Source organism: Acinetobacter rongchengensis (assembly GCF_003611475.1).
In the GTDB taxonomy this organism is placed as follows: Bacteria; Pseudomonadota; Gammaproteobacteria; order Pseudomonadales; family Moraxellaceae; genus Acinetobacter; species Acinetobacter rongchengensis.
This window is the reverse complement of record NZ_RAXT01000054.1, coordinates 1-19,838: the sequence shown is the minus strand read 5'-3', so window position 1 is coordinate 19,838 and position 19,838 is coordinate 1. Positions and strand designations below refer to the sequence as shown.

Below are 19,838 nucleotides of genomic sequence, written 5' to 3'. Positions count from 1 at the left end.
GTATTGTGTAAAAAAGCGTCCCTTTGGGGCGCTTTTTTTTGCTGTATAAAATTTCAAATCAAATGTGGTAAACCGAATTCATATTCATAAAAAGTGCGGTTAACTACCGCACTTTTTCATTTTGTTATTTATTCGAGTTCAGCCAACTCTTCCAGAGAGATTTGACGAATCTCAAAGATGGGTTGTTTCAGAAAAGAGTTTAGCGCTTTTATATCAATAAACTTGATATTATCTAAGGCAATCCCTTCAATGCTATCTTTCTCAGCATCGTAACGAATGTCTGCGGTTTGCTCGATAAATTGTTTCAATAACATTGGACTATCACTTATTTCAGCAAGTGGCTTGTCCATCAATGCTTCGAATTCATAGTCCATCGCATAAATATTCGATTCCCATGAAACATCACTAAAGTTTTCATCCTGACTCGAAATGATGCTACCAGTTTCGTAGCCAGTGAAATAGCTTTCTTCAGAGTGAATCCAAAGCACATAGCAGGGTTGGCTTGCATCAACTTCAAGTAATTGATACCAAACAATCCCAGAGATTTTGGCAAATTCAAAAGCATCATCTTCATTCAGTTGAGGAATTTCTCCATCATCAATATTAAAAGCTTTTCCTGTTTTCTCTAAAACAAAAGCCTCAAGTTTTTCATAGATTTCATCATCTACTTCACCATTGCCAATATCATAATTGCAGAGTTCATCGTAATATAAGCCTTTAACGACCAATGCTTTGTATGCTTTTTCAGCTTCGGCCTTGTCTGTGTATATCTCCTTGATTGCACCAGTTGAAACGTGGTTGGTAAGGTGCCATTCATCATTGTAAGCAAAGTCATTTTGACGGATAACATACTGGATATTGCTCATACGATTCCCCTTGGATTAAGCAATTTTAATTTTTAAGTCTTGTAATTTAGCTGCACTCGGTGGCACAGCCATTCCATTGTCCATCCAGAGCTCAAAACGCATTGGATTGAAAAAGAAGTCTGGACGAATATCAAAATCAATAAATTTGGCTTCACCTTTCCCCATCATGGGCAGAATAGTATTGATAAACCAACTGTTGTGGGTAATCAGTAATGATTTTAACTGTCCTGTCACGGCTAAGGGTGAAAGCAGGGTTGCTGATATTTTGGGATCATCAATCACATCACGATGAAATTTTTCTAAGCGCTTGGCTAATCCATCCGTCGGTATATCTTGCATCGCTGCAACAAAATCACCTAATGTGGGAATAAAGCGATGGTGGAAATCAACCAGTAAATGATCCTTTTCACACAGGTCTTTGACCTCGATACTTTGACCTGCGCTATTGTTAAAGTGATGTCCAAAGATGGGAATAATGACTTCCTGCACACCCCAAAAAGTATGCAGAATACGATGACGATTATCGGTACAGAGCATCTTGGTGCTATCGATTAAGGCATGAATATCAATATAGTCTTCAAGCTCACCGCCTCGGCGTTTGACGGAAAGATGTGCATGTTGTACGGGGTTCATATTTATTTAGAATTATTTGGATTACAAGAGATTAGCAGAACTATTTGGAAATAAAAATATGTAAATTATTCTATAGTTTTTAAATGGTTTTGGATTCTGATTTGACGTAAATAAGGTGTTACTCTCCAACATAAATCATAAGCAGTATTACCACATGCCCAGTAGCAGATAGTTGTTGCATGAAGTTCCATATTATTTTCTAAGAGTTTGAGTAAACATTGCCAATCAATATCTTGTGCTAAATTGCGATCTGAATCATCAAAAGATTGTATCAATATTTCCATCAAGACAAATTTTTCATCTTCAGTTAACGGTTCTTCAATGTAGGCTTTCAAGAATTCATTAATTCGATTTGAATCAGCAACTATATATTCCCAATCTTGCATTGTTGGTGTATTGGGTAAATCAAATCGCTTTGCTAAGGTTTGTATAGCAAATTGAGTTGGGTAACGTATTTGATAATGCATTGATAAGCCCTTAATAATGATTTTAATATAAAACTCAAGAAATATTAACCTGCCCAATCCTCATTAATAATCGCCCAGCGTTCATGGTCTTTCCATTCACTACCGATATTTAAGTATTGTTTAGAAAAACCTTCTTTAACAAAACCAGCTCCCGCAACCAAGCGAATAGATGCAAGATTTTCAGGCTGAATATTCGCTTCAAGACGATGTAAATTTAGAACATGAAATGCTTCATGTAATAGTAGATTTAGACCCAAACGCATATAACCATGTGCTTGATAAGGATGGAAAGCTTCATAACCTAAATATGCGGAATGAAAATGTCCTCTGACAATATTAGAAATATTGAACGTTCCAATAATCTGATGTGTTGCTGTAAGGCAAAGAAAATATCGTCCTTCTTGCTGTAAATAATTTTGAAAATTAGACGGCGGATAAGTCCAAGGTTGATGTAAAGATTCACTATTTTTATAAGCGCTTTCAACTTCGATAAGATCAGAATCTTGAGGTTTTCGTAAGTAAACTGTACTCATTTTAATGCCATTTCCCATATCATATCAGTAAGTTCATCGACACTGACTTTGCCATTGGGTTTATACCATGTCACTGTCCACGAGATTGAACCACCCAATAAACGTCGCCAAATAAATGCATCATGTTGAATTTTGCCAACATTACATAATTTCTGAATCACAGCCAACCAAATATTCTCATAATCATTACGAAGTTTTAACAAATCCTCTTGTTTTTCTTTAGATAAGGCAAACCATTCATGGACTAAAACAGCCATAGCAGAACCTGTATCTCCACTAATTGAAACCAGTTCAGCTTTAATTAAGTGTTTTAACTGTTGTTCAGGATTATCAGACTTTTGAATTGCATCAAGTAGGCGAGCATGGTTATAAATGATGGTTTGTTCCATAACCGTTGCAAGGATTTCATCTTTTGATTTGAAGTGGTGAAAAATGCTGCCTGATTGGATGCCGATAAACTCACCCAATTGGCGTACCGTAGTTTTGGCATAACCTTGTTTATGAAATAAGTATGCCGCACCTAATAATAAACGCCCACGAGGGCTGTCATCAAAACATGCAATGGTTTGGATATCATCTATTGAATGAGCAATCATAGCATTTGGTTTTCCGTAAAATTCATCATTTATTTTTTGTTTGAAATTAGATTTAACAGATTTGCCAATTCAGCATAACATTTTGCACTTTACAAACCAAGCGCTTGCTTGGTAGATTAAAGTATAAATTTTATTCAAAACAATGAAAATAAGATAGGTGTGAACATGGAAGATCAGCGTGTTGTCAAAATAGGCTGTGCCTCAGGCTTTTGGGGAGACACCAATACTGCGGCATTTCAATTGGTGCATATGGCTCAAATTGATTATTTGGTCTTTGATTATCTTTCTGAAATTACCATGTCAATTATGGCAAAAGCCATGATGGTGGAGCCATCACATGGTTATGCACTGGATTTCGTCAGTCGTGTGATGTCACCGTTGATAGGCAAAATCGCTGAGAAAAAAATTAAAGTGATAAGCAATGCAGGTGGTGTTAATCCATTGGCATGTCGTGATGCATTGCAAAAGTTGATTGATGAAAAAGGTTTGTCACTCAAGGTTGCGGTGGTATTGGGGGATAACCTTTTGCCACAACATGCTGAACTAGTGAAACAAGACTTAAAAGAAATGTTTAATGCAAGTCCATTACCTGCACAGGTTGCCAGTAGTAATGCCTATCTTGGTGCTGTTGCCATTCGTGATGCATTGGATTTGGGGGCAGATATTGTGATTACAGGTCGCGTGGTTGATTCAGCCGTGGTGCTTGCACCATTACTTCATGAGTATCAATGGTCATTAAATGATTATGACAAATTGGCTCAGGGTTCATTGGCTGGGCACGTGATTGAGTGCGGTGCACAGTGTACAGGTGGAAATTTTACCGATTGGCGTTTGGTGCAAGGGTTTGACAACATGGGCTTCCCCATTGTCGAAGTCGGCGAGGATGGTTCATTTGTGGTGACTAAACCACAAGGCACAGGTGGATTGGTTTCTACAGCGACTGTTGCTGAACAAATCGTTTATGAAATTGGTCATCCACAAGCCTATTTACTCCCTGATGTGACCGCAGATTTTAGTCAGGTACATTTAGAGCAAGTCGGTGAAAATCGTGTCAAAGTCACAGGGGCAACAGGTCGTGCACCAACACAGCAATACAAGGTCAGCGCCACTTATTCTGATGGTTATCGTGTTTTGGTGAGCTTTCTGATTGCAGGGCGTGAAGCCTCAGAAAAGGCACAGGTGATTGCTGATGCGATCTTAACAAAATGCGAACGTGTCTTGGCGTTACGATCTGTGCCACCTTTTAGTGAAAAGTCCGTTGAAATTTTGGGTATAGAAAGTACTTATGGTGCGCATACCCGAATAAAAGAAAGTCGTGAAGTCGTCGTCAAGATTGCGGTCAAACATCCATTTAAAGAAGCCTGTATGTTTTTTGCCTCAGAGATTGCTCAGGCATCAACAGGTATGGCACCTGCATTGGCGGGAATTGTTGGGGGGCGTCCTAAAGCATCTGCAGTCGTCAAATTATTCTCTTTCCTTATTGATAAAGATCAACTCAAGATCGAAGTGGATTTTGCAGGTCAACGCTATCCAGTGCAGATTCCAACAGGTTCAGTTGCGCAAGATATTGTGGATCATCCCGTGGGTGAAGTGGCCATGTATCAAGGCGATGAAGTTGAAGTCCCTTTGGTCGATATTGCACATGCCAGAAGTGGTGATAAAGGCAATCATAGCAATATTGGCGTGATTGCACGTAAGGCAGAATATTTACCATGGATTCGGGCGGCACTCACAGAAGCCAATGTTGCAGAGTATATGCAGCACGTTTTAGACCCAGATCAGTCCAAAGTGATTCGTTATGAATTACCCGCGATGAATGCACTCAATTTTATGCTGGAAAATGCATTGGGCGGTGGTGGAATTGCCAGTTTGCGTATTGATCCACAAGGTAAGGCATTTGCACAGCAATTGTTGGATATGCCTGTGAAAATACCTTCTCATCTCCTTGGATAAAAAGGATTTTTACTCAATTCACATGATGTTGCAATGAATTGTTTTGCCTCTTTTGAAAGAGAGGGTTTGGAGAAATTAAAACATGCGTTATCAATCAATTTTTAAATCAGATGCATTTGCCAATAAAGTGGTGATCGTCACAGGTGGTGGTTCGGGTATTGGACGCTGTACGGCTCATGAACTGGCTTCACTGGGTGCGCAAGTGGTGATTACAGGACGTAAACTTGAGAAGTTGGAAAAGGTCAGTCAGGAAATTATCGAAGATGGTGGCAAAGTGCATTTTATCGTCTGTGATAATCGTGATGAAGAACAAGTCAAGGCAATGATCGCTGAGGTGATTGAAAAATTTGGTCAGCTGAATGGTTTGGTGAACAATGCAGGCGGGCAATTTCCATCAAATTTAGAAGGAATTTCTGCCAATGGTTTTGATGCTGTAGTACGAAATAACCTGCATTCAACGTTCTATTTAATGAAAGAGGCGTATAACCAATGGATGGCAAAACATGGCGGCAGTATTGTCAATATGGCTGCTGACATGTGGGGAGGAATGCCAGGTATGGGACATTCAGGTGCGGCACGTTCAGGGGTGGATAATTTAACCAAAACGGCTGCGGTGGAATGGGGACGTTCTGGTGTTCGAGTCAATTGTGTTGCACCGGGGTGGGTAATTTCATCGGGTATGGATAATTATAGTGGTGATTTTGCAAAATTCATCATTCCAAGTTTGGCAGGGAATGTGCCGCTCAAACGTATGGGAACCGAGTCTGAAATCTCTTCAGCGATTTGTTATTTACTCTCAGAAGCAGCAGGATTTATTTCGGGTGTCACATTACGTATTGATGGTGCAGCGTCACAGGGCACACGGATGTATCCATTGGTTGATGCAACGAATAGCGAGTCGTTTAATGGATTCCATCGTGCTTTTATTCCAGAAGTACTCAAACAACAATTGAACAATCAAACGAATAATCAACATTCAGGAGAAAATGTATGACTATTCTCCAGTCTGAAATTGCAGTGGGTAGTGAGCAATACGAACAAAATCGTGAAGCATTGTTAAATCAACTTCAGGAGGTTCGTGCAGTTCAGCAAAAGGGTCTGGATAAGTCATATGCGGCCAAACCTAAATTTGACAAGAAGGGCAAAATTTTACCACATGAGCGTGTCCGTTTGCTTTTGGATGCAGATTCACCATTTGTTGAGCTGTGTGGTCTGGTTGGCTATAACATGCATGACGACAAAGATGGTTCAGATGCAGGCGGCGGTATTATCGCAGGCATTGGTTTTGTCAGCGGTGTACGTTGTTTAGTGACGGCCAGTAACAGTGCTATCAAAGGCGGTACGATGTCTCCGATGGGGGTACAGAAGACCTTGCGTTTGCAAAAAATCGCACTTGAACAGAAACTCCCAGTGATTACGCTGACTGAAAGTGGCGGTGCAAACTTAAATTACGCGGCTGAAGTGTTTACCTATGGGGGGATGACCTTTGCCAATCAGGCACGGTTATCGGCAGCAGGAATCCCACAATTATCGGTCGTACATGGCAATGCCACAGCGGGCGGAGCGTATCAACCGGGTTTGTCCGATTATGTCATTGCTGTGCGTAAACAAACGGAAATGCTGCTGGCTGGACCTCCACTGTTACTTGCGGCAACGGGTGAAGTCGCAACGGCTGAAGAATTAGGTGGTGCTGAAATGCATACACAAGTTTCAGGCGTCGCTGAATATTTGGCTGAGAATGATGCGGATGGTATTCGTATTGCTCGGGAGATTTTTGAACACCTGAACTGGAAAGAACAGACTGTCACGCTTGATCTTGCGTATAAAGCACCACGTTATGCAGAAGAAGAACTTTTAGGCATTATTCCGAAAGACCCAAAACAGCCTTTTGATATGAAAGAAGTGGTGGCACGTCTTGTGGATGATTCTGATTTTCTGGAATTTAAACAGGAATATGATGCTTTGACGATATGTGGCTGGGCAAAAATGGGTGGCGTGCATATTGGGATTATTACCAATAATGGTCCAATTACGCCACAAGGTGCGACCAAGGCAGCGCAGTTTATCCACCTCTGTGAGCAGACACAGCGTCCATTATTATTCTTACACAACACGACAGGGTTTATGGTCGGTACAGATGCAGAACAAAACGGCATTATTAAACACGGCGCAAAATTAATTCAAGCTGTGGCAAATACCACGGTGCCAAAAATTTCGATTGTGGTTGCGGGTTCCTATGGTGCGGGGAATTATGCCATGTGCGGTCGTCCATTATCACCACAATTTATTTTTGCATGGCCAAATTCACACGTGGCGGTGATGGGGGCGGCACAAGCAGGTAAAGTTTTGCGTATTGTGGCAGAAGCCAAACAAAAAACATCAGGGATGGAACCCAATCCGCAAATGCTGGATTTTCTTGAGCAAAGCACCTCAGCAAAACTTGAGCAACAATCGACAGCCTTATTTAATACGGCAATGTTGCATGATGATGGCATTATTGACCCACGTGATACCCGCAAGGTTTTGATTTTCCTTTTACACACAATTTATGAAGGACAGCATCGTGAGTTAACTCCGATACGATTTGGCGTATCACGTTTTTAGATTTTTCTGACACGTGAGAGGGTAAGGCAGTGTTATTTATTGTAATGAAGTATCTCACCACGGCAGCAATTGTGGTTGTGGTATCAGAATTGGCAAAACGTAGCGATAAAGTGGGTGCATTGGTCGCATCCTTACCCTTGATGACGTTATTGGTTTTATTTTGGTTGTATTTTGAAAAACAGCCCAATGAAAAAATTGCCAATCATGCGTATTACACCTTTTGGTATGTGATTCCCACCTTACCCATGTTCTTGGTATTTCCGTGGCTATTGTCAAAATTTGGATTTGTCATGGCAATCATTGCAAGTGTCTTGCTGACATTGTCGTGTTTTGCACTGTGGGTGTATGTGCTGCGTTATTGGGGTATCGAATTACTGTAGTTCAGCAGATTGGATTGAACGATTTGGATTTAAAAAATTGAAGGATGATTGAAATGAAATTTACCGCAGAGCATGATGCTTTACGTCGCACCACACGCCAATTTGTTGAACATGAATTGAATCCATTTATTCCTGCATGGGAAGAGGCTGGACGGTTTCCAATTCATGAAGTGTTTAAAAAAATGGGAGATTTGGGGTTGTTGGGGATTTGCAAGCCCGAAGAAAATGGTGGTTTGGGCTTGGATTACTCCTACAACCTTGTGGTTGCTGAGGAATTGGGACGTGCTGCCTGTGGTGGTGTACCTTTGGCAATTGGTGTGCAAACGGATATGGCAACGCCTGCATTGGCACGTTTCGGGTCTCAAGAATTGCGTGATGAATTTCTTAGCCCTGCAATTCGTGGTGAATATGTGGCGTCGATTGCAGTTTCAGAAGTTCATGCGGGTTCTGATGTGGCTGCAATCAAAACCACAGCCAAAAAAGAGGGAGATGATTACATTATCAATGGCAGTAAGATGTGGATCACCAATTCCTTACAAGCAGATTTTTTCTGTTTATTGGCGAATACCTCTGATGATAAACCGCATGTCAATAAATCCATGATTATTGTTCCAGCCAATAGCAAAGGCATTAGTTTTTCAGAACCCTTAAATAAATTGGGCATGCGCTCAACCACAACGGCTCAAGTGTATTTTGATAATGTCCGTGTACCACAGCGTTATTTAGTCGGCGCAGAAGGCATGGGGTTTATGATGCAAATGATGCAATTTCAGGAAGAACGTATGTGGGCATGTGCCAATGCAATTGGTGGTTTGCAGCGCTGTATTGAGCAAACAATTGAATATGCAAAAGAACGTACCACATTTGGACAACCTTTGATTAATAATCAATATGTCCATTTCCGTTTTGCTGAACTCATGACAGAAGTGGAAGCTTTACGTGCATTGACCTATCAAGCGTGCGAACAACATATCGCAGGTGAAAATGTAGCAAAAATTGCATCCATGGCGAAATTAAAAGCAGGTCGCTTGACCCGTGAAGTGGCGGATAGTTGCCTACAGTATTGGGGTGGAAATGGTTTTATGTGGGATAACCCTGCATCACAACTCTACCGTGATGGTCGTCTTGGTTCGATTGGGGGCGGTGCGGATGAAATTATGCTCGGAATTATTTGCAAGCTCATGGATATTTTGCCGAAGAAGCAGAAAAACTGAGGGTGATCGATCAAGCACGATCGTTGAAAGACATGAATTAGGGACAATAAAGATGCTAGAGAATTTACACGTGGATGACAGTATTCAGCTTGAACGACACGGCAGTATTTTAACGTTATGGTTAAATCGCCCCGAAAGTCGTAATGCCATGAGCCTAAAAATGGTCAATGCGATTCAGCAGGTTTTTGCAGATCTTGCAGACGATACCTCTATTCGTACTGTGATTCTACGTGGTCAAGGCGGACATTTTTGTGCAGGCGGTGATATTAAAGATATGGCTGCATTACGTGTTGAAGCGACAAGCGTCGGTAGCTTGCAGCCTTATGTTGATTTTAATCGTCGCTTTGGCGCAATGATTGAACAAGTCGATCAGGCACCGCAAACGGTTGTTGCCGTTTTAGAAGGTGCGGTACTTGGTGGTGGTTTTGGATTGGCATGTGTCTCTGATGTTGCGATTTGCCGAGATAATGCACAGTTTGGCTTGCCTGAAACAGGATTAGGTGTATTGCCTGCACAAATTGCTCCCTTTGTGGTGAAACGTATTGGTTTGACGCAGGCTCGCCGTTTGGCGCTTCTGGGTGTACGTTTTAATGGTCGAGAGGCATTACAGGTCGGCGTGGTGCATGAGGTGGTGAATGATGCTGCCGAGCTGGAACAAACACTTCAGGCAACCATTGAACACATTAAACGAGCTGCACCCCTTGCATCTCGTGCCACCAAGGCACTGTTACACCGTACATTGAACGAACCATTAGAATCGTTACTCGATGATGCAGCACAGCAATTTGCTCAAGCAGTGGGTGGAGCAGAAGGACAAGAGGGGACGATGGCCTTTATTCAAAAACGTTTGCCAAATTGGACTGAGCAGTGAAACAGCAAAGGCTGACTTTGTGCATCGCATTTGTACAACGCAAGCTGAGATGTGGTGTTTTGAGGGATTAAAGAATGAAATTTTCAAAAGTTTTAGTGGCAAACCGTGGTGAAATTGCGGTACGTGTGATGCAGACCGCCAAGGCAATGGGCTATCAAACCGTAGCCGTGTACTCTGATGCCGATGCCAATGCACGTCATGTTCAGGTTGCGGATGAGGCCGTGTATATTGGGGCATCCAAAGTTGCAGAATCCTATTTATCCATTCCTAAAATCATTGATGCTTGCCTTAAATCAGGTGCGGATGCCGTGCATCCCGGTTACGGTTTTTTATCTGAAAATACCGATTTTGCACAAGCGTGTTTGGATCATGCGATTACCTTTATTGGACCAACTGCACCCGCCATTGAACTGATGGGCAGTAAACGCCTGTCCAAAATTGCCATGATTCAGGCGGGCGTTCCATGTGTGCCTGGGTATGAAGGTGACCAGCAAGATATCCCGTTTCTTGCAGAACAAGCCGAAAAGATTGGCTTTCCATTGATGGTTAAGGCTTCAGCGGGGGGCGGTGGACGTGGGATGCGTCTAGTACATCAGGCAACGGAAGTACTTGAAGCGTTAAAAACGGCACGTTCTGAAGCAGAAAATGCATTTGGTTCTGGTGAGCTGATTTTAGAAAAAGCGGTCATTGCGCCACGACATGTTGAAATCCAAGTTTTTGGGGATACACATGGCAATTATGTGTATTTATTTGAGCGAGATTGTTCGATTCAGCGCCGTCACCAAAAGGTGGTTGAGGAAGCACCTTGTCCAGTGATGACGCCGACATTACGCCAAAAAATGGGAGAGGCGGCTGTTGCAGCGGCACAAGCATGTGATTATGTGGGGGCAGGAACGGTTGAATTCTTGCTGGATCAATCGGGGGCGTTTTATTTTCTGGAAATGAATACCCGTTTACAGGTCGAACATCCTGTGACCGAAATGATTACAGGTTTGGATTTGGTTGAATGGCAATTACGAGTAGCGAATGGTGAATCATTACCATTGCAGCAGCATGAACTGAGTTTTAACGGACATGCGATAGAAGTTCGTTTATATGCTGAAGACCCAAGACAGGACTTTTTGCCACAAACAGGTAAAGTATTGCGTTGGCAGCCTGCGACATTACCACAGGTGCGTATCGATCATGGGATGTTAGAACACGGTGAAATTAGTCCGTTTTATGACCCAATGGTGGCTAAAGTGATTGCCTACGGCAAGACTCGTCAGGATGCCATTCGTTTACTTGCTCGTGCGGTGGAGGATTGTGTACTGTTGGGGGTGAATAGTAATAAACAGTTCTTGGTTCATGTTTTACGTCATCCTGTCGCGATTGCAGGGGATACCAATACGGCATTTATTGCAGAACATTTTTCAGATGATGTGAGTTTGCATACACAAAAACTTGCGATTGAACAGTTGGCTATCGCTGCGACGTTACTTGGGCATTCTGAGCAAAATAACCGTTATTGGCATACTGGTGTAACTACAGCATTACCGGTCAAACTGAAATATGACGATCAAATCATGACCGTAAAGATCAATCGTGACGCCGCAAACGTGCATGTTGAGTATGAAGGTCAAACCTGTCATTTGACGATTGTTGATGTCGATACACAACACTTTACCTATTGTGTCGAGGGTGTTCGCCGTAAGATCAATTATATTTTAAATGATCGTGAACTCTATCTGGATTGCGGTCATGGCAATGTCGTCATTGAAGATGTGACCTATGCACCGCCAGTTGCGAGTGAACTCGTGGGGGATGGTAAGATCCGTGCGCCAATGGATGGTGCGATTATCAATATTCTGGTCAATGCAGGTGATACAGTGACGAAGGGGCAAACGTTGCTGATTTTAGAAGCAATGAAGATTCAACAACAAATTAAGTCGGATGTAGAGGGTGTGGTTGATGAAATTGTTGGGCAGGTGGGTCAGCAGGTGAAAAAGCATCAATTGGTCATGAATATTCAGGTTTGAGTGCTATTGAGTTAATGTCAATTATCATTTTATGGAAGTGGCTTTTTATAGCGTATAGCATGCATAAGCACGCTTTGCATTTAAAATTGAAATAGGTTTACGTAGCCGATGTCTCACGTTTCAGAGATGAAAGTGACACAATTTTTTTGTTGGGTGGGGCGTACTTTTTGTGCCTCCACGCAACGAAGACATCCATGTCATTTCATGATGGAAACACCATCTATAGCCCAATCATAGAAAAAAGTGAATAGATTGCAATGATGGTCAATCTGTAGTGTGGTATTGAATGTTCGTTTTGACTAATACTCGAAGTTTATCTAATTTATGTCCTTATCAAAATAATCTGCTCGTTGTTTCCTTGACAGCATTTCAGTCAGTTGTTATTTTTCGGCAATTGTTCTCATAGCACAACTCACATGCCGATAGATGATGGTTTTGTATATCAGCCACCTTTAGAACCTTTAGATATTATTTTTGAAGATGATGATTTTATTGCCATCAATAAACCTGCGGGTTTGCTTTCAGTTCCGGGGCGTTTAGCTGAACACCATGACAGTGCTTATTTTCGGGTATTGGCACTGTATCCCCATGCCAAGATTACCCATCGTTTGGATATGGCAACCTCAGGTATTTTATTATTCGCAAAACATCGTGAAGCTGAAGTCGCTGCGAGTAAAATGTTTCAGGCACGTACCATTAAGAAAAATTATATTGCTTTGGTACAAGGTCAGATTGCGATCAATGGTCAAGTCGATGTTCCATTAATTACGGATTGGGAAAATCGCCCACGGCAGATTGTACATTTTGATTTGGGTAAGCCAGCCCAAACGCTATTTGAATGCTTAAGTTATGATGCAATAAAAGATACAAGTCGGGTATTGTTGACACCGATTACAGGGCGGTCACATCAACTTCGGGTACACATGCAATATATTGGGCATCCTATTCTCCGAGACAAGCTTTACCATCCTGAACCGTTTAAAACTGATTTAACACGAATGGCTTTGCATGCGAGTTATTTGTCTTTTATGCAACCTTTTAGTCATCAGTTGATTGAAATTTTCAGTGAGCCTGAGTTTTAGATTTTAAGATTTAGCGCATAAAAAAGCCTGCAATCTTGCAGGCTTTTGATCATCTACTGTAGGGTGGGATAGATGATTAAACTTGGTTATTTACATCAATATTTTTTGTTTCACGTATAGCCAAGAAAGCAAGCAGTGAAAGAATAGATGCAGCTGTTAGGTAGTATCCAACGGCTTGTAGGCCATAAGCTGTTGCAAGTTTAGTTGCAATCAATGGTGCAAATGATGCACCTAAAATGCCTGCTAAATTAAAGGTTAATGCTGAACCTGTATAGCGTACAGATGTTGGGAATATTTCAGACAAAACTGTACCAATTGGCCCATAGGTCATACCCATTAAGCCCAAACCTAAACACAAGAATAAGAAGACAATGATTGTACTGCCTGATTCAAGCATATTTGCAAAAACTAGACCGAACAACGCAGATGCAACACAAACACCAATAGAGGTCGCTTTACGTCCAAATTTCTCAGCCAATATCGCGGAAAGTGGGATAAATGCTGCAAAGCAGAAAGTCGCAACAAGCTGCATTTCAAGGAATTCTGCACGGCTATACCCGAGTTTTGTGGTCCCCCAATTGAGCGCAAATACGGTGGTCAGATAGAACACCACAAATGTACATACCGCTGCGATTGTGCCTAAAAACAACATTTTATAGTGTTTTGTCACCACTTCTTTAAAGGGAACATTCACTTCTTTTTGTTTATTTAAAACTTTTTGGAATGCTGGTGTTTCATGGAGCTTTAATCGAATCCATAAACCTACAATCACCAATGCCGCACTTGCTAGGAATGGAATACGCCAACCCCATTGCATAAAGTCTTGTTCAGACATAAATGCACCAAGTGTTAAAAATGAACCTGTTGCTAAAATAAAGCCGATTGGCGCACCCAATTGAGGGAACATACCATACCAAGCACGCTTACCTTCAGGTGCGTTTTCTGTCGCAAGTAATACTGCACCAGACCATTCACCACCGAGACCTAAACCTTGTCCTAAACGGCAAAGTGCAAGTAGTAATGGCGCTGCGATTCCAATTTGTGCATAGGTTGGAAGTAAGCCAATACACACCGTTGAAATCCCCATCGTGAGTAAAGCGGCAACAAGTGTTGCTTTACGTCCGATGCGATCCCCCAAATGACCAAAGACTGCCGCACCAATTGGACGGGCAATAAATGCAATCGCAAATGTCGCTAAAGATTGGATAATCGCTGTGGTTGGATCTGTACTAGCAGGGAAGAACAAATGCGGAAAAATAAGTACGGCAGCTGTTGCGTAGATATAAAAATCAAAAAATTCGATTGTTGTTCCGACAAGGCTCGCAAACAGAACGCGAGTCTTAGAGTTTGCCTGAACTTCAGATGTAGCTGTAGATAATGACGCCATGATGTACCTTACACTTTTAAAAGTAAAACGAATCTCTAAAGCGTAATCTTTTTAAAAAAGGCGTAATTTCTTAAAAAAACAACGAGATCAATCCAAATTCACTCATTCAGGGTTACTGAAATTCGAGTATCTATGGATTAAATGACGTAAAGATAAATTGCAAGGAAATGTGATCCTGCCCCTATCAAAACAAAAACATGCCAAATTGCATGAGCATATCTTACTCTTTTTAGGGCATAAAACAATGCACCAATTGTATAAGCTAAACCGCCGATGATGAGTAATTTTAATGCTTCAGGCTTCAGAAAACGTTGCATATCATCCATCACAAGGACAGCAAGCCATCCCATAACCAAATATGCAATGAGCGATATTTTTTCAAAACGATGAATGAATATTAACTTGAATAGTGTTCCAATTGCGGCAATGATCCACAGGGCTATAAGTAAGTAGTGTGCTTTTGCCGTTGGAATTGCAATCGCTAAAAATGGGGTATAAGTGCCAGCGATGAGATAGTAAATAGCGGTATGATCGAGTTTTTTATACCATTGGCGTTTTTTCTCATCTACAGAGAAGTGATAAATTGCAGAACTTGCAAACAATAAAATCATGCTGAGACCGTAAACGACGAGTCCAAAGAATTGCCAGTCATTGAGATGACTGCCTTTGATCAACATGAAAATTGTTGCAATTGCAGCCAAAATAGCACCAAACGCATGGCTTAATGCATTAATCCGTTCTTCTAATGGTGCATAAATATGAATCAATTGATCGGTTGACATTGGCTTCAACTTATTAAAAGTACACTTGTATAGTAATGCAGTTTTACCTTTAAAGTAAGACGTTTTAAAATAACCGTGTTAATGAATATGAGTTTTGATTATGTCAGCAGTCGTTTCCCTATCTGAGCAGGAACAACAATTTTTCGATAGTGTACAGCAAGCTATTGATCATCAAAACTTTGATCGTCTGATTTTAAGTCAGTACAAGGGTGAATTAGCCGCTTTAGAGAAACTGACCTTTAGAGTCATTCAATTACAAAATGAGACGGTTCTGAGCTGTTTATATCATTATCAAACCAATGATGTGACAAAGAATTATCCATTAAATGATGCATTATCAATCATTCAGGAACTCACTTTACACTGTAAACAAGCCAATTTATTTACTGATGAAGCAGAAATTCAACTCAAGAAAAATAAAAAGAAAGCCATGTTGACGGTCAGTAAAACTAAACCGAATGTCAGAACTCAGAAAAATGAGCAACAGGGACATGATCGAGCAAAGCATCGTTTTGTCGATCAAGAAAGCTATTTTTTACAAGCACTTGGTATTAGCGATGCAAATGCAAAGATAATTCCAAGCATGGCACGCAAGTGGAAACAAATTAATAAATTTATTGAAATATTTTCAGGTGCTTTAACGCATATTCAGCAACAAGATAAAGATAAAAGTCATGCTTTAAAAGTGGTTGATTTTGGCTCAGGTAAAGGCTATCTCACTTTTGCGTTGTATGATTATTTAGCAAAGCATTTGCAAATACCTGATGTGACTGGGGTCGAACTTAATGAAAATATGGTGAAGTTTTGCCAAGATGTGGCTGCACGTTCTGAGTTTACGCAATTGGATTTTTTCCAAGGTGACGTCAGAACTTACCATCCTGATCATTTAGATGTCATGATTGCATTACATGCTTGTGATGTGGCAACAGATTTTGCGATTCATACGGGGATTCGCCTAAATGCGCAGATGATCATGTGTGCGCCGTGTTGCCATAAAGAGTTACGTCCACAAATGCAAAGTCCTAAAGTGTTACAACCGATGTTGCAATTTGGTATTCATGCAGGGCAACAAGCGGAAATGCTCACAGATACCATTCGTGCTTTATTGTTAAAAGCCTATGGTTATGAAACCAAGGTATTTGAGTTTGTCGCTTTAGAACATACAAGTAAAAATAAAATGATTTTGGCAACAAAACGTAAAGATTTTGATCGCCCAGATCAGGCTGTTTTGGATCAAATTCAAGCGCTAAAAGAGATGTATGGTATTCAAAAGCAGTCTTTAGAGTTATTGTTAAATGATCAATGGGATCAACAAGATATTGGCTGTAAATGTTAATGGAAAAGCAAATGGCAGATTTTCAAATTCAATCAGGGGATTGGAACGAATTACAACACGATGCACAATTCATCCGTCGGAGTGTTTTTGTTCAAGAACAAAATATTTCTGAAGATGACGAATGGGATGATCAAGATCCAATTTCTCTACACTTTGTGGTTTATGATCAAAATCAAGCGATTGCGACTGCCCGATTATTGGAAAACCACAGTATTGGTCGTGTTGCTGTACTTAAGCAATATCGAGGTAAAAGTATTGGTCAGTTATTGATGCAACACATTATTCAAGTGGCTGCTGAACAAAAACGTGAATTTTTAAAATTATCTGCACAAGTTTATGCAACTGGTTTTTACGAAAATTTAGGCTTTACGGTTGAAGGTGATCAATATCTAGATTGCGGAATTCCACATATAGATATGAGCATGTCATTGAATCGCTAAATAAAACTGAAAGGGAAGTGCGATGCAACCAATTCAAGCTGTGTTATTTGATCTTGATCAAACACTTTTGGATCGAACCACATCCCTAAAACGTTTTCTAAGTTGGCAGGTGAATGCTCTGCCATTGGTCGCAAATTCAGAAAGACAATCGTTTATTGAGCGTTTTATTGAGCTCGATGCCAATGGGGCAGTGTGGAAAGATGTAGTTTATCGCAAACTTATTCAAAAATTTAAAATTTCGAAGTTTAGCGAACAGCAATTATTAAACAGTTATATTCAAGATTTTAATCAATTTTGTGTTGCTTTTGCGGGTGTCGATAGTGTTATTCAGAGCTTATTTGAAGCTGGCTTTTCATTGGGATTGATCTCGAATGGTAAAACACCATTTCAGGAAAATAATTTCCAAGCTTTCGGGTTAAACCCATATTTTTCGAGTGTGATTGTTTCGGAAGCTGTTGGGCTACGTAAACCTCAAGCTGAAATTTTTCGGTTAGCATGTCAGCAAATGAATGTACAACCTGAGCAATGTGTGATGATTGGGGACAATGAAATTGCAGATATTCAGGGTGCGAAGCAAGTTGGTATGCGCAGCATACTTTTTGATCCTGAACAGAAAATACCTTTTACTCAGGCTGACCATCGAGTGCAGAACTTTGAAGCTATTTTAGCTATAATTAAAAGGTAAGATTTTGAATAATAATATTTTAAAATTTGAATTCGTAAATTCATTTTTTAAAACACGGTGTTTAATTGCGATCATTGATATGCATCGCTAATAACAATTATTATTTAAATTAAAATATCTGTTTAAGTGGCATATATCTAAAGATATAATCTTGCTGTACAAATTTATTTTTAAAATGAACAGAAGAAAATAATATGTTAGATCTACAACAACTCTTCACTCAAACCCAAGAAGACTACACCTTGATCCCTGATTTCATAGAACAACTGTTAATCTCTGATATTTACTGTTTAGCGACACAAAATCACAGTCAAAAAGTTGAATTTCGTGTTTTAGAAACACCAGAAGGTGAGCAAGCAATTCCTTTCTTTTTATCGTTAGACATTATTCAACGTGATATTGGGGAAGATGTGGAATATCTCATAATCAATGCGAGACAGTTCTTTGAAATGACTCAAGGGGCGACATTGGTACTCAATCCAACATCTCCACTATCTAAAGAGTTCCAACCTGATGAAATTAAAGCGATTCTTGAAATAGCTTCAGAGGAATCGAATTAAAGATGATTTTATGCTTTTAATTTTTCAAGGACTTCATCGACTTTTTTAAGGCGTTTAATTTCATCCCATAAAGCTTTAGCTTCAGGATAATGTTTTGACATCATGCCTAGCCATTGCTTATAACGTCCGACCATATTCATTTCTTTTTTATAAGTCCCGTTGAGGAAACGGATTTGTAAGCCTAATAACTCATTCCAAGTGATCAGTGGTTGGTCGGTATTTTGTCGAATACATTGGGTTAAATCGGGTGTCGTGACTGCGCCACGACCAATCATCAAATCGTCACACCCCGATTCTAATTGGCATTGTTTTGCATCTGCATTGGTCCAAATTTCGCCATTGGCAATTACATTGATTTTCAACTTTTCACGAATCGGTTGTAGGGTATCCCAAAATGCTGGAGGCGTATAACCATCTGCTTTGGTACGTGCATGCACGGTCACCCAAGCTGCGCCTGCTTCTTCAATCGCGAGTGCATTTTCCATGGTAAAGTTTCGGTCCATATAGCCTAAGCGCATTTTGGCTGAAACAGGAATATGCGTAGGCACTGCATCACGAACAGCCTTAACCAATTCATAAACTACTTCTGGTTCATCTAAAAGAACAGAACCACCACGGTGACGGTTAACTGTTTTTGCAGGACAGCCAAAATTCATATCAATTGCAGGAGCACCAAGTTCGGCAGCTCGTACAGCATTGGCAGCGAGCATGTTTGGGTTATTACCTAAAAACTGGACATGTACTGGTGTACCCGCTGCAGTTTTGCCATTGGTTTTTAATTCAGGACAATAGCTATGATAGATATGGTCAGGTAAGACTGAATCGGTCACTCGAATAAACTCAGTCACACACCAGTCAAAGCTTCCTACAGACGTGAGTACATCACGCATGATTGGATCAGTTAAGCCTTCCATGGGCGCAAGGATGAGTTTCAAGGTCATTACCTAATCTATGAATTTAGACAGGAGCGTTATACTTTTTTTTGATTGGAATGTCTAGGCTGATTCTAGGCAATAAAAAAGTCCAACATCCTGTTGGGCTTTTTCGTATTTGAAGCTTGTGATCTGACTTCTGTCGGATCGTTGCATTATCCATTGCTGTCATTTGTTATTTTTATCTGGAATATCCTGTTCGCTATGAGTCCATGATAAGTTGACTATTCACCAATGCCCTAAATGGGTATACGTTATGGCGTACAAAACTGAATAATTTTTATCCCAAGAGTTGTCCGCAAGAATTGTGGATTATTTAAGCAGTGAGACAGTTGAGAAATCAGAGAAAAATGATATTTTGATTGTTTGTTGATCAAAATTATTGGCAAAACATATCAAAACCGTTCAAAAAAAGCCGAAGTGTTTCAGCTCGGCTTTTTTGAAGATGAATGGCGGGTTTTGAGTTAATTAAATATTTGATTTAAAAAATTAAATTTTT

General features: G+C 40.5%; 20 protein-coding genes. 12 read left to right on the top strand and 8 right to left on the bottom strand.

The window, feature by feature from the left end; genetic code table 11:
- Positions 1–128: 128 nt before the first annotated feature.
- From D7V20_RS16115 to D7V20_RS16095, 5 genes are all read right to left on the bottom strand, one after another.
- A complete protein-coding gene (locus D7V20_RS16115; RefSeq protein WP_120385107.1) occupies positions 129–866 on the bottom strand; it encodes a hypothetical protein in 738 nt (245 codons plus the stop codon).
- 15 nt (positions 867–881) lie between these two features.
- Positions 882–1,499: a DUF6915 family protein gene (locus tag D7V20_RS16110; protein WP_120385106.1), complete on the bottom strand. Its 618-nt coding sequence runs from the start codon at positions 1,497–1,499 to the stop codon at positions 882–884.
- Positions 1,500–1,564: 65 nt separating this feature from the next.
- On the bottom strand, positions 1,565–1,966 hold the full coding sequence (locus D7V20_RS16105; RefSeq protein ID WP_120385105.1) for a hypothetical protein: 402 nt from the start codon (positions 1,964–1,966) through the stop codon (positions 1,565–1,567).
- 44 nt (positions 1,967–2,010) lie between these two features.
- On the bottom strand, positions 2,011–2,499 hold the full coding sequence (locus D7V20_RS16100; RefSeq protein WP_120385104.1) for a GNAT family N-acetyltransferase: 489 nt from the start codon (positions 2,497–2,499) through the stop codon (positions 2,011–2,013).
- Positions 2,496–3,095, bottom strand: coding sequence for a TetR/AcrR family transcriptional regulator (locus D7V20_RS16095; RefSeq protein WP_120385103.1), 600 nt, complete (start codon positions 3,093–3,095; stop codon positions 2,496–2,498). Before D7V20_RS16095 ends, D7V20_RS16100 begins: the two co-directional genes overlap by 4 nt.
- Before the next feature lie 165 nt (positions 3,096–3,260).
- Between D7V20_RS16095 and D7V20_RS16090 the strand changes: the two genes are divergently transcribed.
- The 8 genes from D7V20_RS16090 to D7V20_RS16055 all read left to right on the top strand — a co-directional run bounded on the left by D7V20_RS16090 (position 3,261) and on the right by D7V20_RS16055 (position 13,217).
- A complete protein-coding gene (locus D7V20_RS16090; RefSeq protein WP_120385102.1) occupies positions 3,261–5,048 on the top strand; it encodes an acyclic terpene utilization AtuA family protein in 1,788 nt (595 codons plus the stop codon).
- Positions 5,049–5,130: 82 nt separating this feature from the next.
- A complete protein-coding gene (locus D7V20_RS16085; RefSeq protein WP_120385101.1) occupies positions 5,131–6,042 on the top strand; it encodes an SDR family oxidoreductase in 912 nt (303 codons plus the stop codon).
- Positions 6,039–7,652: an acyl-CoA carboxylase subunit beta gene (locus tag D7V20_RS16080; protein WP_120385100.1), complete on the top strand. Its 1,614-nt coding sequence runs from the start codon at positions 6,039–6,041 to the stop codon at positions 7,650–7,652. Before D7V20_RS16085 ends, D7V20_RS16080 begins: the two co-directional genes overlap by 4 nt.
- Before the next feature lie 29 nt (positions 7,653–7,681).
- Positions 7,682–8,032, top strand: coding sequence for a DUF3147 family protein (locus D7V20_RS16075; RefSeq protein ID WP_120385099.1), 351 nt, complete (start codon positions 7,682–7,684; stop codon positions 8,030–8,032).
- Between the two features lie 53 nt (positions 8,033–8,085).
- The gene (locus D7V20_RS16070) at positions 8,086–9,246 is read left to right on the top strand and encodes an acyl-CoA dehydrogenase family protein (protein ID WP_120385098.1); all 1,161 of its coding nucleotides are present in this window, start codon (positions 8,086–8,088) and stop codon (positions 9,244–9,246) included.
- A gap of 52 nt (positions 9,247–9,298) precedes the next feature.
- Positions 9,299–10,117, top strand: coding sequence for an enoyl-CoA hydratase/isomerase family protein (locus D7V20_RS16065; RefSeq protein ID WP_120385097.1), 819 nt, complete (start codon positions 9,299–9,301; stop codon positions 10,115–10,117).
- 74 nt (positions 10,118–10,191) lie between these two features.
- Complete coding sequence (locus D7V20_RS16060; RefSeq protein WP_120385096.1) at positions 10,192–12,135, top strand: acetyl/propionyl/methylcrotonyl-CoA carboxylase subunit alpha; 1,944 nt, start codon at positions 10,192–10,194, stop codon at positions 12,133–12,135.
- A gap of 416 nt (positions 12,136–12,551) precedes the next feature.
- On the top strand, positions 12,552–13,217 hold the full coding sequence (locus D7V20_RS16055; protein ID WP_120385095.1) for an RluA family pseudouridine synthase: 666 nt from the start codon (positions 12,552–12,554) through the stop codon (positions 13,215–13,217).
- A gap of 76 nt (positions 13,218–13,293) precedes the next feature.
- Here the strand turns inward: D7V20_RS16055 and D7V20_RS16050 are convergent, their stop codons facing one another.
- Together D7V20_RS16050 and trhA are read right to left on the bottom strand one after the other, a co-directional pair.
- Positions 13,294–14,604: an MFS transporter gene (locus tag D7V20_RS16050; RefSeq protein WP_120385094.1), complete on the bottom strand. Its 1,311-nt coding sequence runs from the start codon at positions 14,602–14,604 to the stop codon at positions 13,294–13,296.
- A gap of 137 nt (positions 14,605–14,741) precedes the next feature.
- On the bottom strand, positions 14,742–15,386 hold the full coding sequence (trhA, locus tag D7V20_RS16045) for a PAQR family membrane homeostasis protein TrhA (protein ID WP_120385093.1): 645 nt from the start codon (positions 15,384–15,386) through the stop codon (positions 14,742–14,744).
- Positions 15,387–15,486: 100 nt separating this feature from the next.
- Here trhA and D7V20_RS16040 point away from each other — a divergent pair, with 100 nt between their 5' ends.
- From D7V20_RS16040 to D7V20_RS16025, 4 genes are all read left to right on the top strand, one after another.
- A complete protein-coding gene (locus D7V20_RS16040) occupies positions 15,487–16,722 on the top strand; it encodes a class I SAM-dependent methyltransferase (RefSeq protein WP_120385092.1) in 1,236 nt (411 codons plus the stop codon).
- An 11-nt stretch (positions 16,723–16,733) separates the two neighbouring features.
- Complete coding sequence (locus tag D7V20_RS16035; protein ID WP_120385109.1) at positions 16,734–17,162, top strand: GNAT family N-acetyltransferase; 429 nt, start codon at positions 16,734–16,736, stop codon at positions 17,160–17,162.
- A 22-nt stretch (positions 17,163–17,184) separates the two neighbouring features.
- Entirely contained in the window at positions 17,185–17,847 is a 663-nt protein-coding gene (locus D7V20_RS16030) for an HAD family hydrolase (RefSeq protein WP_120385091.1), read from the top strand.
- Positions 17,848–18,041: 194 nt separating this feature from the next.
- Positions 18,042–18,407, top strand: coding sequence for an SseB family protein (locus D7V20_RS16025; RefSeq protein WP_120385090.1), 366 nt, complete (start codon positions 18,042–18,044; stop codon positions 18,405–18,407).
- A gap of 8 nt (positions 18,408–18,415) precedes the next feature.
- Here D7V20_RS16025 and D7V20_RS16020 read toward each other — a convergent pair whose 3' ends face one another.
- On the bottom strand, positions 18,416–19,342 hold the full coding sequence (locus tag D7V20_RS16020) for a tRNA dihydrouridine synthase (protein ID WP_213072517.1): 927 nt from the start codon (positions 19,340–19,342) through the stop codon (positions 18,416–18,418).
- Positions 19,343–19,838: the final 496 nt, after the last annotated feature.

Excerpts from the sequence above, each read along its gene's own strand:
- D7V20_RS16115 (WP_120385107.1), bottom strand. The coding sequence starts at position 866 with ATGAGCAATATCCAGTATGTTATCCGTCAAAATGACTTTGCTTACAAT.
- D7V20_RS16110 (WP_120385106.1), bottom strand. The coding sequence starts at position 1,499 with ATGAACCCCGTACAACATGCACATCTTTCCGTCAAACGCCGAGGCGGT.
- D7V20_RS16105 (WP_120385105.1), bottom strand. The coding sequence starts at position 1,966 with ATGCATTATCAAATACGTTACCCAACTCAATTTGCTATACAAACCTTA.
- D7V20_RS16100 (WP_120385104.1), bottom strand. The coding sequence starts at position 2,499 with ATGAGTACAGTTTACTTACGAAAACCTCAAGATTCTGATCTTATCGAA.
- D7V20_RS16095 (WP_120385103.1), bottom strand. The coding sequence starts at position 3,095 with ATGATTGCTCATTCAATAGATGATATCCAAACCATTGCATGTTTTGAT.
- D7V20_RS16090 (WP_120385102.1), top strand. The coding sequence starts at position 3,261 with ATGGAAGATCAGCGTGTTGTCAAAATAGGCTGTGCCTCAGGCTTTTGG.
- D7V20_RS16085 (WP_120385101.1), top strand. The coding sequence starts at position 5,131 with ATGCGTTATCAATCAATTTTTAAATCAGATGCATTTGCCAATAAAGTG.
- D7V20_RS16080 (WP_120385100.1), top strand. The coding sequence starts at position 6,039 with ATGACTATTCTCCAGTCTGAAATTGCAGTGGGTAGTGAGCAATACGAA.
- D7V20_RS16070 (WP_120385098.1), top strand. The coding sequence starts at position 8,086 with ATGAAATTTACCGCAGAGCATGATGCTTTACGTCGCACCACACGCCAA.
- D7V20_RS16065 (WP_120385097.1), top strand. The coding sequence starts at position 9,299 with ATGCTAGAGAATTTACACGTGGATGACAGTATTCAGCTTGAACGACAC.
- D7V20_RS16060 (WP_120385096.1), top strand. The coding sequence starts at position 10,192 with ATGAAATTTTCAAAAGTTTTAGTGGCAAACCGTGGTGAAATTGCGGTA.
- D7V20_RS16055 (WP_120385095.1), top strand. The coding sequence starts at position 12,552 with ATGCCGATAGATGATGGTTTTGTATATCAGCCACCTTTAGAACCTTTA.
- D7V20_RS16050 (WP_120385094.1), bottom strand. The coding sequence starts at position 14,604 with ATGGCGTCATTATCTACAGCTACATCTGAAGTTCAGGCAAACTCTAAG.
- trhA (WP_120385093.1), bottom strand. The coding sequence starts at position 15,386 with ATGTCAACCGATCAATTGATTCATATTTATGCACCATTAGAAGAACGG.
- D7V20_RS16040 (WP_120385092.1), top strand. The coding sequence starts at position 15,487 with ATGTCAGCAGTCGTTTCCCTATCTGAGCAGGAACAACAATTTTTCGAT.
- D7V20_RS16035 (WP_120385109.1), top strand. The coding sequence starts at position 16,734 with ATGGCAGATTTTCAAATTCAATCAGGGGATTGGAACGAATTACAACAC.
- D7V20_RS16030 (WP_120385091.1), top strand. The coding sequence starts at position 17,185 with ATGCAACCAATTCAAGCTGTGTTATTTGATCTTGATCAAACACTTTTG.
- D7V20_RS16025 (WP_120385090.1), top strand. The coding sequence starts at position 18,042 with ATGTTAGATCTACAACAACTCTTCACTCAAACCCAAGAAGACTACACC.